The 12,130-nt window shown below is 72.6% G+C and carries 14 protein-coding genes; 8 read left to right on the top strand and 6 right to left on the bottom strand.

Translation table 11 applies throughout. The annotated features are described in order from the left end of the window. The first annotated feature begins 362 nt into the window (after window positions 1-362). From MMB17_RS21025 to MMB17_RS21015, 3 genes are all read left to right on the top strand, one after another. Window positions 363-779, top strand: coding sequence for an NADH:ubiquinone oxidoreductase subunit NDUFA12 (locus MMB17_RS21025; protein WP_238310917.1), 417 nt, complete (start codon window positions 363-365; stop codon window positions 777-779). Window positions 780-861: 82 nt separating this feature from the next. Beyond that, entirely contained in the window at window positions 862-1,971 is a 1,110-nt protein-coding gene (locus MMB17_RS21020) for a major royal jelly family protein (RefSeq protein WP_241100159.1), read from the top strand. Between the two features lie 182 nt (window positions 1,972-2,153). Then, entirely contained in the window at window positions 2,154-2,774 is a 621-nt protein-coding gene (locus tag MMB17_RS21015; RefSeq protein WP_241102256.1) for a DUF2155 domain-containing protein, read from the top strand. A gap of 32 nt (window positions 2,775-2,806) precedes the next feature. On the opposite strand, the gene MMB17_RS21010 is transcribed toward MMB17_RS21015, so the two are convergent. Continuing rightward, entirely contained in the window at window positions 2,807-3,301 is a 495-nt protein-coding gene (locus MMB17_RS21010) for a monooxygenase family protein (RefSeq protein ID WP_241100158.1), read from the bottom strand. A 47-nt stretch (window positions 3,302-3,348) separates the two neighbouring features. Between MMB17_RS21010 and MMB17_RS21005 the strand changes: the two genes are divergently transcribed. Next, complete coding sequence (locus tag MMB17_RS21005; RefSeq protein WP_373324968.1) at window positions 3,349-3,954, top strand: TetR/AcrR family transcriptional regulator; 606 nt, start codon at window positions 3,349-3,351, stop codon at window positions 3,952-3,954. An 8-nt stretch (window positions 3,955-3,962) separates the two neighbouring features. Here the strand turns inward: MMB17_RS21005 and aat are convergent, their stop codons facing one another. Both aat and MMB17_RS20995 read right to left on the bottom strand, forming a co-directional pair. Then, window positions 3,963-4,574 carry a leucyl/phenylalanyl-tRNA--protein transferase gene (gene aat / locus MMB17_RS21000; protein ID WP_238310919.1) on the bottom strand — a complete coding sequence of 204 codons (612 nt, stop codon included), beginning with the start codon at window positions 4,572-4,574 and terminating at the stop codon, window positions 3,963-3,965. Between the two features lie 301 nt (window positions 4,575-4,875). Next, window positions 4,876-5,448 (bottom strand): DUF2147 domain-containing protein, encoded by a 573-nt coding sequence (locus MMB17_RS20995; RefSeq protein WP_238310738.1) that lies wholly within the window; start codon window positions 5,446-5,448, stop codon window positions 4,876-4,878. 238 nt (window positions 5,449-5,686) lie between these two features. Between MMB17_RS20995 and ndk the strand changes: the two genes are divergently transcribed. Then, entirely contained in the window at window positions 5,687-6,109 is a 423-nt protein-coding gene (gene ndk / locus MMB17_RS20990) for a nucleoside-diphosphate kinase (protein WP_238310739.1), read from the top strand. A 136-nt stretch (window positions 6,110-6,245) separates the two neighbouring features. Beyond that, window positions 6,246-6,629, top strand: coding sequence for a hypothetical protein (locus MMB17_RS20985; RefSeq protein WP_238310740.1), 384 nt, complete (start codon window positions 6,246-6,248; stop codon window positions 6,627-6,629). 49 nt (window positions 6,630-6,678) lie between these two features. Here MMB17_RS20985 and purN read toward each other — a convergent pair whose 3' ends face one another. Next, window positions 6,679-7,278: a phosphoribosylglycinamide formyltransferase gene (purN, locus tag MMB17_RS20980; RefSeq protein WP_238310920.1), complete on the bottom strand. Its 600-nt coding sequence runs from the start codon at window positions 7,276-7,278 to the stop codon at window positions 6,679-6,681. 59 nt (window positions 7,279-7,337) lie between these two features. Beyond that, window positions 7,338-8,405: a phosphoribosylformylglycinamidine cyclo-ligase gene (purM, locus tag MMB17_RS20975; RefSeq protein ID WP_241100157.1), complete on the bottom strand. Its 1,068-nt coding sequence runs from the start codon at window positions 8,403-8,405 to the stop codon at window positions 7,338-7,340. Between the two features lie 251 nt (window positions 8,406-8,656). Between purM and MMB17_RS20970 the strand changes: the two genes are divergently transcribed. Both MMB17_RS20970 and MMB17_RS20965 read left to right on the top strand, forming a co-directional pair. After that, window positions 8,657-9,751, top strand: a complete 1,095-nt coding sequence (locus MMB17_RS20970) for an AI-2E family transporter (RefSeq protein WP_238310742.1) — start codon at window positions 8,657-8,659, stop codon at window positions 9,749-9,751. Beyond that, complete coding sequence (locus tag MMB17_RS20965; RefSeq protein WP_241100156.1) at window positions 9,748-10,566, top strand: endonuclease/exonuclease/phosphatase family protein; 819 nt, start codon at window positions 9,748-9,750, stop codon at window positions 10,564-10,566. Before MMB17_RS20970 ends, MMB17_RS20965 begins: the two co-directional genes overlap by 4 nt. A gap of 91 nt (window positions 10,567-10,657) precedes the next feature. Here MMB17_RS20965 and MMB17_RS20960 read toward each other — a convergent pair whose 3' ends face one another. Then, a complete protein-coding gene (locus tag MMB17_RS20960) occupies window positions 10,658-12,130 on the bottom strand; it encodes a phospholipase D-like domain-containing protein (protein WP_241100155.1) in 1,473 nt (490 codons plus the stop codon).

Raw genomic sequence — 12,130 nt, 5'->3', positions numbered from 1 at the left:
TTCCGCCCTCGGCGATTTCCGCCGGGAAAATTTTTCGCACACAGCCTGACGGGCCCCGGAGCGGGGGCAGGCGGCCGAAGCGGCCCCCGGGGCGCCGCGCGTGGCGCCGCCCCGTGACTCCCGCGCAACAGGCGGCGGGGGAGGGCGGCCCTCCGGGCCGGCGCCCGTGCGGCGGCGGTGCGGCGCAACGCGGCGCTGGACTTGACCGCCGCCTCTCTCCATAAACCGGGCGGCATCCGACGCCGCCTGATCCGGCCTTCCCCGCGCTCGACGTGGGATCCGGGCCAGCCAAGTCCGCGCGGCGCTTGAGCGAGACCCGGACCCGCCCCCCTCGGGGACGCGGATCGGGCATGAGAGGAACCATGGCCCTCAAGGACACGCTGCTGCGGATCTTCACCTGGTGGAACGGGCAGACGACCTCGCTCGCGCTCTACACGGCGCGCAGCGGCCAGTTCGTCGGGTCGGACGAGCTCGGCAACAAGTACTACAAGGCGCTCGGGCCGCTGATCGATCGCTCGGTCGGGCCGGAGCGGCGCTGGGTGGTCTATAACGGCTATGCCGATGCCTCCCGCGTGCCCCCGGGCTGGCGCGCCTGGCTCTGCCACAACGGCGACGTGCCCCCGAGCGAGGAGGATTACGTCCCGCGCGAGTGGCAGAAGCCGCACGAGGAGAACCTCACCGGCACGGCCCAGGCCTACCGGCCGAAGGGCTCTCAGCTCTCCTGGGGCGCCCGCCCTGCCGCGACCGGCGATTACGTGCCGTGGTCACCGGGGCAGTGAGCGCGGCCAACCGCCACCGACCCTGAACCTCCCGGCCTAGAAAGGCATTTCCCACCGTCAGCCTGTGATGACGGGGAATGCGATGCGAACGATCCTGCCGGCGCTGGGCGCCGCGCTTCTGGCTGCCCTTCTCGGCACGGCCGCGCAGGCCCAGGAGGACGTCGCCACCGCCCCGGCGCAGCTCACCCCGGCGCTGCGCTCCGACAGCCTCGTCTTCAACGGCATCACCCGCTCCCGGGACGGGCGGCTGTTCTCCCCGTTTCAGCGCCAGCAGAAGGACCGGGGGATCGAGCTCGGCGAATGGGTCGACGGCAAGCCGGTCGCCTATCCCGACGCCGCCTGGAATTCCTGGAAGCCGGGAGAGGACCCGGCAAGCGGCTTCGTCGGCGTCAATGCGATCCGGATCGGGCCGGACGGGGCGCTCTGGGTGGTCGACAAGGGCGCGGCCGGCATGGGCGAGGCGCCGCTGCCCGGCGGGCAGAAGCTCGTGCGCATCGACCTCTCCATGAACAGGATCGCCAAGACCTATCCCCTCGAGGCGGCCACCACCGCCAAGAGCTTCATCGACGATTTCCGCTTCAACGGCCGCAAGGTCTACCTGACCGATGCCGGCCAGCCGGGGCTGATCGTGCTCGACCTTGACGACGGTTCGCTCCGGCGGGTCCTCGACGGGCATCCCTCCACGGTGGCGCAGCGCCCGCTCACCGGCGAGAACAAGGTGATCCTCGGCGAGGACGGCAAGCCGATCGCGATCCATGCCGACCAGCTCGAAGTCTCCCCGGACGGAAGATGGTTCTACTACCAGGCCTGTACCGGCCCGCTCTACCGGATCGAGACCAAGTGGCTCGACGACGCGGCGGCGAGCGACGAGGAACGGGGCCGCCATGTCGAACTCTTCGCCGCCACCGTCTCCACCGGCGGCACCGCCATCGACGCGGACGGGACGATCTACGCCTCCGACACCGACAACCTGCGCATCCTGACGATCGCGCCGGACGGGCGCATCGGCACCCTGGTGCAGGATCCGGCCCTGGTCTGGGGCGACGCGATGTGGATCGACGAGGAGGGCGGCCTCTGGATCCCGGCGGCGCAGATGAACCGCTCCAGCGCCATGAACGGCGGCAAGGCCGCGATCCGCTTCCCGACCACGATCTACCGGCTGGAGATCGGGGCCAAACCGTTCAGGAACTGAGGGGAGGGCCCTCGGGACGCGCATCGCCCTTTTTCGACCACCCTTCCGGTGTTAACCGCAGGGCGCGCGCTTCGGCCGTTCGGCCGGGGCTTGGAGCCCCGGGGCTCGGCCGGCGCGCCACGGGTTTCGAACAGGGGCGCGCCTTGAGCCGCAGGACAGCCGCTTTCCTCAGCCGGGCGCTTCTGGCCGCCGCCGTGATCGGCGCCGCCGGCGTCCCCGCGCAGGCCGACAAGATCAAGAACCCGACCGCCGTGTTCTCCGGGCTCGACAAGATCACCGGCCGGATCGTGTCCTTCGAGGTCGCCATCGACGAGACCGTGCAGTTCGGCGCCCTGCAACTGACGCCGCGGGTCTGCTACTCGCGCCCGCCGACCGAGACGCCCAAGACCACGACCTTCCTCGAGGTCGACGAGGTGACCCTCGACAACAAGTACCGGCGCATCTTCACGGGCTGGATGTTCGCCTCGAGCCCGGGCCTGCACGCCATCGAGCACCCGATCTACGACGTGTGGCTGACCGAGTGCAAAGGCGGCTCCGACGTGATCGCGGAGGCCCGCGAGCAGGAGGACATGCCCGCGCTCGCCGCCAAGCCTGAGAAGAAGAAGCGCGGCGGCGACCCGACCAAGACCGCCCAGCAGATCAACCCGGAGGGCCAGGTGGACGTGGAAGCGCCCCGAGGCGTCCCGGTGCAGCCCAAGCAGAAGCCCTCGCGTAAGTTCTTCCCGAACAACGCCGGCCCCGCAGCCGCTCCGCCGCCCCAGCCCCGCGAACCCCAAAACCTCTTTGACGCCCTCTTCCGGTAATCGGACGATCGTCGACCGAGTGAGGACCCGTCCTAGGCAGCGAGGCGCTGGCGCGAGCTCATGAAGGGGCCGATTGGTGCCCGTGCGGGGGCGAAGGACCCGAGCCCGATGGGCCTCGGCATGCCGAGATAGATCGCCTCCATCCCGCCCTGCAGCCGGTAGGCCTCGTGCCAGAATCCGGAACCGGCGGGATCCGTTGCGAAGTCGCGCCACCAGGTCTTGTGCGGCTCGGAGCGGGTGAAGGCCTCCAGGCTCTCCAGGTCCCGCCAGTACTGGCGCATCCCGATATGGTTGAGGCCGTAGAGCAGGTTCTCGTGGGCGAGCAGCCCCTCGGGCTTGTGGCGCTGGATCTCGCCCAAGCCCCGTCCGATGCCGAGGAGGGCCTTGAGGCCCCGCCAGGTGCCGACCCGGAAGCCGAGATAGACCACCACGAGCCCGGGATAATCCGACAGGTCGATCGAGTGCCGCGGAGTTCCGTCTTCCGCTCGGGGGGCGGGGTCCGGGGTGGCGTGCGCGTCGGCTTGCATGAGGGCACCCTCCGATTTACACCGTAAACATACGCGGGATGATTACAGTGTCAACATCTGATCGCGCCGAAGCGCCCGCGAAGCCGGGCTATCACCATGGCGGCCTGCGCGAGGCGCTGGTCGCGGCGGGTCTCGCCATCCTAGAGGAGGGGGGCAGCCCCGCCAGCCTCGGCCTGCGCGAGGCGGCCCGGCGGGCGGGGGTCTCGGCCATGGCACCCTACCGGCATTTCCCCGACAAGGACGCCCTGCTCGCCGCCGTGGCCGTGGTGGGGTTCGAGCGGCTGCGGGCGGCGCTCGCGGCGGCGGACGGGGCGGGACGGGGAAGCGAGGCCCTGATCGGGCAGGGGGTGGCCTATGTCGGCTTCGCCTGTGCGAACCCGGCCCTGTTCCGGCTGATGTTCGGCCCCTGGCCCGGCGGCAAGCCGCCGGCCTTGGTCGCGGCGGCGCAGGCGAGCCACGCGGTGCTGGCCGAACGGGTCGCGGCCCTGGTCCCGGCGAAGAGCGCGGCGGACTGGACCCTGCGCTGCTGGGCCCTGGTGCACGGCTTGGCCGACCTCGCCCTCGATGGCCAGATCGGCGGGGAGGACGCGGGAACGGCGGCGGCGCTGGCCGAGCGCCTCCTGCATCTCGATCCGATCCTGAAGCCCTGCTGAGGGCGGCCTCACGCCTGCGTGGCCGTCTCCGGCCCCAGGGCGGCGAGGATCGCCGCGCCGGCCACGGGCGTGGCGGGCGGCCAGACCGTCCAGCGCGCCGGCCGGGCGATCGCCTCGGCGAGGCGGCGCTTGTAGACGTGGCGCGGCACCTCCTCGACGCCGAACTGGCTGAGATGGTCGGTGAGGAACTGGGTGTCGGCGAGGCGGTAGCCGCCGGCGCGCAGCCGGGCGACGAGATGCACGAGGGCGACCTTCGAGGCGTCCCGCGCCTCGTGGAACATGCTCTCGCCGAAGAAGGCGGCGCCCAGCGAGACGCCGTAGAGCCCCCCCACCAGCCGGCCGCCGGCATAGACCTCCACGGTGTGGCAATGGCCGAGATCGAACAGGGCCCCGTAGAGCGCCCGGATGCGGCCGTTGATCCAGGTCCGGGCGGTGTCGCGGCGCGGGGCGGCGCAGCCGTCGATGACCGCCTCGAAGTCGCGATCGGAGACCACCTCGAACACGTCGGAGCGCACGGTGCGGGCGAGGCGGCGCGGCACGTGGAAACGGTCGAGGGGCAGCACGCCCCGGGCCCGCGGCTCGACCCAGTAGATGGTCGGGTCGTCCGCATCCTCCGCCATCGGGAAGATGCCCGCGGCATAGGCCTTCAGCAGGATCTCGGGCGTGATGTCCAACGGGGTGTCCAAGCGGGACCGACAGGGCGTCCCGTTGTGGCGCTTGCGCGATCCCGACGCCAGAGGGCAGGGGCCATCCACAGGCGCCGGAGGCCGTCGGGGCCGGGCGGGGGAGAACCCGACGCCAGCCCCTTGCCGCCTCCGACGGTTAAGCTATCTCCCTCGGGCCTGAACCCCCATCAAGGTGAGGCAGCGACTTGGGGCGCACCGGAAACGGCGCGCCTCCCTTCGTTTCAGGCCCCTTTTCTCACGGCTCCGGGACGGCGGAGGCCGCCTTGGGCGCCGAAGCCGGCTTCGGGGCGGCCTTGGCCGGCTTCGGAGCGGCGGAAGCGGGGGCTTCGGAGGCCGGCACCATCGCCGCCTGCTGGTTCACGTCCGGCACCCGGGTCCAGGTCTGCGAGCCGCACAGGACCTTGAGCAGGCAGCCCTGGACGCTGAGCTCGGCCTCGCTCTCGCGCTCCAGGCTGACCTGGTACATCTTGCCTTCCTCGGCGTTGTAGATCTCGCCGGAGAACTTCTCGTCCTCGGGGGCGAGCTTGTCGAGGAGCGTGAGCCCGATCACCGGGCGGCCGCGCTTCGTCGGGTCGGGATTCTTGATGTCGGTGCGCGGCGTGCCGGCGGGGGAATTCGGCGACTTCAGCCACACCACCTTGCCGCAGGCATGGGCCGCGTTCGGGCCGCAGCGGTCGATGCGGATCTTCGCGCGACCGTCCTCGGTGAGCCAGGTGCCGCTCGGATCCTTCGGCGCCGCGACGGCGGCGGTGGTGCCGAGCGAGGCGGCCAGCACGGAGAACAGCACGGGGAGGCGGGCGAAACGCATAACGGAGTCTCCTTGGCTCGGCCTGGGGGCAGGCGGTGCGGGAAGGGGGGCAGGCGCGTCGTCGTGTCGTCGCGCACAGGACATCGCCGCAATCGGGCGAATTTTCGGCAGTGTGGCGCAGAAGCCATGGCGCCGCTTCCGCCCGGCCGGTTGAGGCGGCGGGATCGCGCCGCTATAAGCCCGCCGCGACAGCCGTTTTCGGCTCTCTCCATCTCTTCAGAAAAAAGTCGGGACGATCATGGCGACCGAGCGCACCTTCTCCATCCTCAAGCCCGACGCCACCCGGCGGAACCTGACGGGCGCGGTCAACGCGGTCATCGAGAAGGCGGGCCTGCGCATCGTCGGCCAGCGCCGCATCCGCATGAGCCGCGCGCAGGCGGAGAAGTTCTACGAGGTCCACAAGGAGCGCCCGTTCTTCGGCGAGCTCGTGGAGTTCATGACCTCCGGCCCGGTCGTGGTGCAGGTGCTCGAGGGCGAGAACGCCGTGGCCAAGTACCGCGAGGTGATGGGCGCGACGAACCCGGCCCAGGCCGCCGAGGGCACCATCCGCAAGCTCTTCGCGGAATCCGTCGGCGAGAACACCGTGCACGGCTCGGACAGCGCCGAGAACGCGCAGATCGAGATCGCCCAGTTCTTCACGGATGCCGACATCGCCGGCTGATCCGGCCCGCGCGGCGGTCCGGCGACGGGCCGCCCGCATTCGCTGAATCGGTGTGTCTCCGGCGCCATTGCGCCGGACTCACCGCGGCCCGAAGGAAGGTTCGTTTCCGAATCTCCTTTGCGGACAAATCACCCCCATGCGCTCCAGCCTTCCGCGCACAGCCCGGCTCCTCCTCGGCGCCGGCCTCCTCTCCCTGCTCGCCGCCTGCAATGCCGGCAAGTCGGTCCCGACCGCGAACGCCTCCCTCGAAGGCTACACGCCGGATCCGGCGCTGAAGACCGCGCCGAAGAGCAACCTGGTCGCCCGCGTGCAGAACGCCTGCACCATCGTCCAGGGCCGCCAGCAGAAGGTCGAGCCGGCCGCCCTCGCCGCCCCCTGCGGCTGCTACGCCAAGCAGACCGTGCGCGCGATGACCCCGGCGGAGATCGCCGCCTACCGCAGCACCGGCTACTTCAACGACACCGCCACCGCGAAGGCCTACGAGGCGCTCGACGCCTGCAAGCTGCCGCGTCCGGTCTGATCACGGGAACAGGGCCGCGCCGGCGCCCGAGGCGCCCGGCGCGGCCGGATCAGAGCGAGAGGAGGGCGCCCTCGGCGCCCTTCGTGCCGTCCGAGAACACCACACGCCCCCCGTCGAGGCGCACCTTGCCCTCGGCGATGAGACGCAGGGCGGCGGGATAGAGCCGGTGCTCCTGCACCAGGATCCGGCCGGCCAGGGCGTCGGCATCGTCCCCCGGCAGCACCGGCACCGCGGCCTGCGCGATGATCGGCCCCGCATCGAGCTCCGGCACCACGTAATGCACCGTACAGCCGTGCAGCCGCACCCCGGCGGCGAGCGCCTGCTCGTGGGTGTGGGTGCCGCGGAACAGCGGCAGCAGGGAGGGGTGGATGTTGATCATCCGGCCCGCCCAGGCCTCGACGAAGCCGTCGGTCAGGATGCGCATGAAGCCGGCGAGGCAGACCAGATCGACCTGCGCCGCCCGCAATGCCGCATCCAGCGCCGCGTCGAAGGCGGCGCGGCTGCCATAGGCCCGGTGGTCGAGGGCGCGGGCCGGCAGGCCGGCCTGCCGCGCCCGGTCGAGCCCCCCGGCCTCGGGCCGGTTCGACAGCACCAGCACGATCTCGACGGGAAAATCCGGCGCCGCCGCGGCCTCGATCAGCGAGACCATGTTGGAGCCGCGCCCCGAGATCAGGATCGCGACGCGCAGGGGCCGGCCCGGGGCGGCGCTCACAGGGCGAGGGACCCGGTGAAGGTGACGGGCTGGGCCCCGCGGGGGGTGATCCGGCCGAGCCGCACCGGCGCCTCGCCGGCGGCGGCGAGGGCGTCGCAGACCGCCTCCGCCGCGTCGGCATCGGCCACCACGACCATGCCGATGCCGCAGTTGAAGGTGCGCAGCATCTCGGCCTCCGCCACGCCGCCCTCGCGGGCGAGCCAGCCGAAGACCGGCGGCACGGCGACCGCGTCGAGGTCGACCTCGATGCCGACGCCCTCGGGCAGGACCCGGGGCAGGTTGTCGGGGAAGCCGCCGCCGGTGATGTGGGCCAGCGCCTTGATGCCGCCCGCCTGCTTCAGGGCGGCGAGCAGCGGCTTCACGTAGATCCGGGTCGGGGCGAGCAGGGCCTCGCCGAGGCTCTTGCCCGGGGCGAAGGGGGCGGGGGCGTCGTAGCCGAGCCCGGTGCGCTCGACGATGCGGCGCACCAGCGAGAAGCCGTTCGAATGCACGCCGGAGGAGGGCAGGCCGATCGCCACGTCGCCCGGGGCGATGCCCGGCCGCGGCAGCAGCGTGCCGCGCTCGGCCGCGCCGACGGCGAAGCCGGCGAGGTCGTAATCGGCGCCGTCGTAGAGGCCGGGCATCTCCGCGGTCTCGCCGCCGATCAGGGCGCAGCCCGCCTGCCGGCAGCCCTCGGCGATGCCGCGCACGATGTCGGCGCCGACGCCCGGCACCAGCTTGGCCGTGGCGTAATAGTCGAGGAAGAACAGGGGCTCGGCGCCCTGAACGATGATGTCGTTCACGCACATCGCCACGAGGTCGATGCCGATCGTGTCGTGGCGCCCGGTCAGGATGGCGATCTTCACCTTGGTGCCGACGCCGTCATTGGCGGCGACCAGGATCGGATCCTTGAAGCCCGCCGCCTTGAGGTCGAACAGGCCGCCGAAGCCGCCGATCTCCGCATCCGCGCCCGGCCGGCGCGTGGACCGCACCAGCGGCTTGATCGTCTCGACCATCGCGTTGCCGGCATCGATGTCGACGCCCGCCTGCGCGTAGGTCAGCCCCGTCCCGTCCTGCGCCGTCATCACTGTCCCATTGTCCGGCTGTCGTCGATCCTGCGCCTTCCGCTGCCACATCGCGGCCGGAATGACCACCACCTCCCGCGCCGGGCCACGGCCTCATCCGCCGCGCGCGACGAAGATTCCCGCGAAAAGCACCACCGTCGGGCCTGCCCCGCCACCGGCCCCGCCTCCACGCGAAGCGCGGCCGGTGCCTTGACCGGCGCCCCCGCGCTTCCCACTCTCCCCCGCGACGGACGGGGGCAGAAGGGGACTCGATGCGCGGGCGGGCAATCATCGGGCTCTCGGTCCTCGCGGTCCTCGTCTTCCTGCTCTACGCCCTGCGCGAGGTCATCCTGCCCTTCGCGGCGGGGCTCGCCCTGGCCTATCTGCTCGATCCCCTGGCCGACCGGCTGGAGCGCCTCGGCCTCGGGCGGCTCGCCGCCACGCTGCTGATCCTGGCCGCCTTCGTCGTCGGCTTCGTGGTGCTCCTCATCATCGTGGTGCCCCTGGTCGCGGGCCAGATCGCCGGGCTGGTCAACGCCCTGCCGGGGATGGTGTCGAAGCTCCAGGGCATCCTGGTCGAGCGGGCCGGGCCGCTCCTCCAGAGGATCGGCGGCAGCGACGTGGTCAGCGAGCTGCAATCCTCGGTGGGCACCCTGGTGGGGCAGGGGGGCACCTGGTTCCTGGCCTTCCTGAAATCGGTCTGGTCGGGCAGCCAGACCCTGATCTCGATCGCCTCGCTGCTGGTGGTGACGCCGGTCGTCGCCTTCTACCTGCTGCACGACTGGGACCGGATGATCGCGGCCCTCGACCGCTGGGTGCCGCCCCGCCACCGCCCGACCGTGCGCCGGCTCGCGGGCGAGATCGACGGGGCGGTGACGGGCTTCGTGCGCGGGCAGACCCTGGTCTGCCTCATCCTCGGCAGCTTCTACGCGGTGGGCCTGTTCTTCGTCGGGCTGAATTTCGGCGTGCTGATCGGGATGATCGCGGGCTTCCTCACCTTCATCCCCTATGTCGGCACCCTGACCGGCTTCCTGCTCTCCATCGGCGTCGCCCTGGTGCAATGGTGGCCCAGCGGCGACTGGCTGCAGATCGGGCTCACCTTCGGCGTCTTCGTGGTCGGCCAGTTCCTCGAAGGCAACATCATCTCGCCCAAGCTGGTGGGCGATTCGGTCGGCCTGCATCCGGTCTGGCTGATGTTCGCCCTGCTCGCCTTCGGCTCCCTGTTCGGCTTCCTCGGCCTGCTGATCGCCGTGCCCATCGCCGCCTCGATCGGCGTGATCGTGCGCTTCGGCGTGGAGCGCTACCTGCAGAGCCGGCTCTATCTCGAGGGGGACTCGCCGGTGCTGCTGCCGGAGCGCGAGGTGTGACGGGGCCGGGGACGACCGGCCTGCGGCTCCTCACCTACAACATCCGCCATTGCCGGGGCACGGATGGCCGGGTCGATCCCGACCGGGTCGCGGCGGTGATCGCCGACGCGAGACCCGACGTGGTGGCCCTGCAGGAGGTCGATGTCGGCCGGGCCCGCACCGGCGGGCACGACCAGGCCGAGACCCTCGCCCGCATCCTGCGGATGACGCACCATTTCCACCCGGCCCTGCATGTGGAGGAGGAGCGCTACGGCGACGCGATCCTGACCGCCTTGCCCTCGCGCCTCGTGCGGGCGGGGGCGCTGCCGGGGCTGCACCGGCGGCCCGGCCTGGAGCCGCGGGGGGCGCTCTGGATCGAGATCGCCACCGCGGCCGGCCCGGTGCAGGTGCTCACCACCCATCTCGGCCTGCTCGGCGGCGAGCGGATCGCCCAGGCCGAGGAACTGCTCGGGCCGGACTGGCTCGGCGCGCCCGCCTGCCGGGGGCCGACCGTGCTGCTCGGCGACTTCAACGCGACGCGCTGGTCGCGGGCCTATCGCCGCCTGACCGGCCGGCTCGACGATGCCGGGCGCCTTGCCGGCAACCGCGGGGAGGCGACCTTCCCGAGCCGCTGCCCGATCCTGCGGATCGACCACGTCTTCGTGGGCGGCGGCCTCGGCGTGGGACGGGTGCGGGTGCTGCGGGGGCGGGGGCCGCGCCGGGCCTCCGACCACCTGCCGCTCCTGGCGGAGATCCGCGTCCCCGCCTCGGCGCGCCCCGCCGCCGCGGTGGCGGCGGGCGGGACGGTGACGGCCTCCGGCGGTCAGGCCGCCTGACGGGCCGGAGACGAGCGCGGCCAGGTCGGGCTTGGGCCCGCTCGGGTGCACGGGGAGGCGGGCCCGCTGACCCCCGTCTGACGGGGAGAGCCTAATCCGGCGCCCGGCGCAGGGCCTGCGGGCGGCGCCAGGGCCGCCAGGCATCGGCGGCCCCGACGGGATCGCCGAGATGCCAGCCCTCGACGAAGCGCGCCAGCGGCCCGCGCCGGGAGGGGACCACCCGGCAGAGCCGCCCGGGCGCGGCCGCGAGGCGGTCGTCGAGCACCTGCCTCAGGCTGCCCCGCGCGGCGACGGCGGCGGAGAAGGCGTCGCGTTCCAGGCCCGCATGATGGGCGAGCAGGCCGTGCAGCACCTGCGTGATCCGCGCTGCGCCCTCCGGGATCTCGAGGGCGAGGTCGCATTCGGTGTCGTAGCCCAGGGAGCGGTTGTTCAGGTTGGTCGAGCCGACGCGCAGGATCCGGTCGTCGAAGATCGCGACCTTGGAATGCATCAGGATCGGCCGGGACCGGGCGGTGTGCGGCGAGACGATGCGCAGGCGGTCGAAGCGGTCGGCCCGGCGCAGGCGCAGGATCAGGCCGCGGCGGGCGCTGTCCATGGTGAGCCGGTCGAAGGCGTTGGGGCTGTGCTCGGAGACGACGACGACCACCTCCGGCCCGTCCGGCTCGGCGAGCCGCGCGGCCAGCGCCGCGCCGATGGCCGGCGCCGTGAAGTACTGGTTCTCGAGATAGATCACCCGCCGGGCGGCGGCGATCGCTGCCTGGTAGAGCGCCGCGCTCTCGCGCAGGGCCGGGCGCCCGCCGCAGGCCGGCACGGTGCGCGCCACGGCGACCGCGACATCCTCCAGGGCCGGGGCGAGCCCCTCCGGCCAGGGATCGCCCCCGGGGCCGGGCGGCACGGCCGGGGCCAGGACCTCGCCGGTGCCCTCCTGCCAGCGCTGCCGGGCGAGGGCGGCGAGCAGCCGGGCGGCCGGCCCGTCCACCGCCATCATCACGTCGTGCCGGGGCGGATAGCCCTCGCCGCTGGGCAGGCGCCGGCGGGCGTCGCGGTCGCGATGGGCCGGCGTGTCCCAGCGGTTGGCCTCGAAGTCGCTGCCGCCGCAGAAGGCGAGGCGGTCGTCGATCAGCAGGATCTTCTGGTGCTGGCAGGCGCCGAAGGGCAGGCTCGCATCGGGCCGGTAGTCGATGCCGGGGCCGAGCAGGGCGCGGATTCGGTCCGGCTTCATCTCGTTGCCGAGGGAGAAGGCCCAGGGCATCCGCCAGATCAGCAGGCGGATCGCCAGCTCCGGCCGCGCGGCCTTCAGGCCCTGCAGGAAGGCCGCCAGGGTCTCCTGCCCGGCCGCGCCCTCCGCGTCGGGCGTCAGGCGCACCCGCGGATCGAGGCTCCAGCCGATCAGGGTGATGGAGGCGCGCGCCCGCAGCATCGCCGCACGGGCGGCCCGGAAATAGGCCGCCCCGTCATGGAGCAGGGCGACCCGCCCGGCCCGCGCCATGCGCCAGCAGGTCTCGCCGGGCCGCAGGATCCCGATCGGCCCGGCCGGCCCTTCGGCGAAGAGGTCGTGCTCCAT

Source organism: Methylobacterium organophilum (genome assembly GCF_022533465.1).
GTDB classification, from domain to species: Bacteria; Pseudomonadota; Alphaproteobacteria; order Rhizobiales; family Beijerinckiaceae; genus Methylobacterium; species Methylobacterium organophilum.
Note: the sequence above shows the minus strand (reverse complement) of the source record. Positions and strands in the feature narration are given on the sequence as shown.

Bases quoted from the DNA above. Each gene is read 5' to 3' on its own strand.
- purM (WP_241100157.1), bottom strand. From the start codon at position 8,405: ATGACGGCGCAGGACGGGACGGGGCTGACCTACGCGCAGGCGGGCGTC.
- aat (WP_238310919.1), bottom strand. From the start codon at position 4,574: ATGGCGGAGGATGCGGACGACCCGACCATCTACTGGGTCGAGCCGCGG.
- MMB17_RS21010 (WP_241100158.1), bottom strand. From the start codon at position 3,301: ATGCAAGCCGACGCGCACGCCACCCCGGACCCCGCCCCCCGAGCGGAA.
- MMB17_RS20970 (WP_238310742.1), top strand. From the start codon at position 8,657: ATGCGCGGGCGGGCAATCATCGGGCTCTCGGTCCTCGCGGTCCTCGTC.
- MMB17_RS20995 (WP_238310738.1), bottom strand. From the start codon at position 5,448: ATGCGTTTCGCCCGCCTCCCCGTGCTGTTCTCCGTGCTGGCCGCCTCG.
- MMB17_RS20985 (WP_238310740.1), top strand. From the start codon at position 6,246: ATGCGCTCCAGCCTTCCGCGCACAGCCCGGCTCCTCCTCGGCGCCGGC.
- purN (WP_238310920.1), bottom strand. From the start codon at position 7,278: ATGGTCTCGCTGATCGAGGCCGCGGCGGCGCCGGATTTTCCCGTCGAG.
- MMB17_RS20960 (WP_241100155.1), bottom strand. From the start codon at position 12,130: ATGGAGCACGACCTCTTCGCCGAAGGGCCGGCCGGGCCGATCGGGATC.
- MMB17_RS21020 (WP_241100159.1), top strand. From the start codon at position 862: ATGCGAACGATCCTGCCGGCGCTGGGCGCCGCGCTTCTGGCTGCCCTT.
- MMB17_RS21025 (WP_238310917.1), top strand. From the start codon at position 363: ATGGCCCTCAAGGACACGCTGCTGCGGATCTTCACCTGGTGGAACGGG.
- ndk (WP_238310739.1), top strand. From the start codon at position 5,687: ATGGCGACCGAGCGCACCTTCTCCATCCTCAAGCCCGACGCCACCCGG.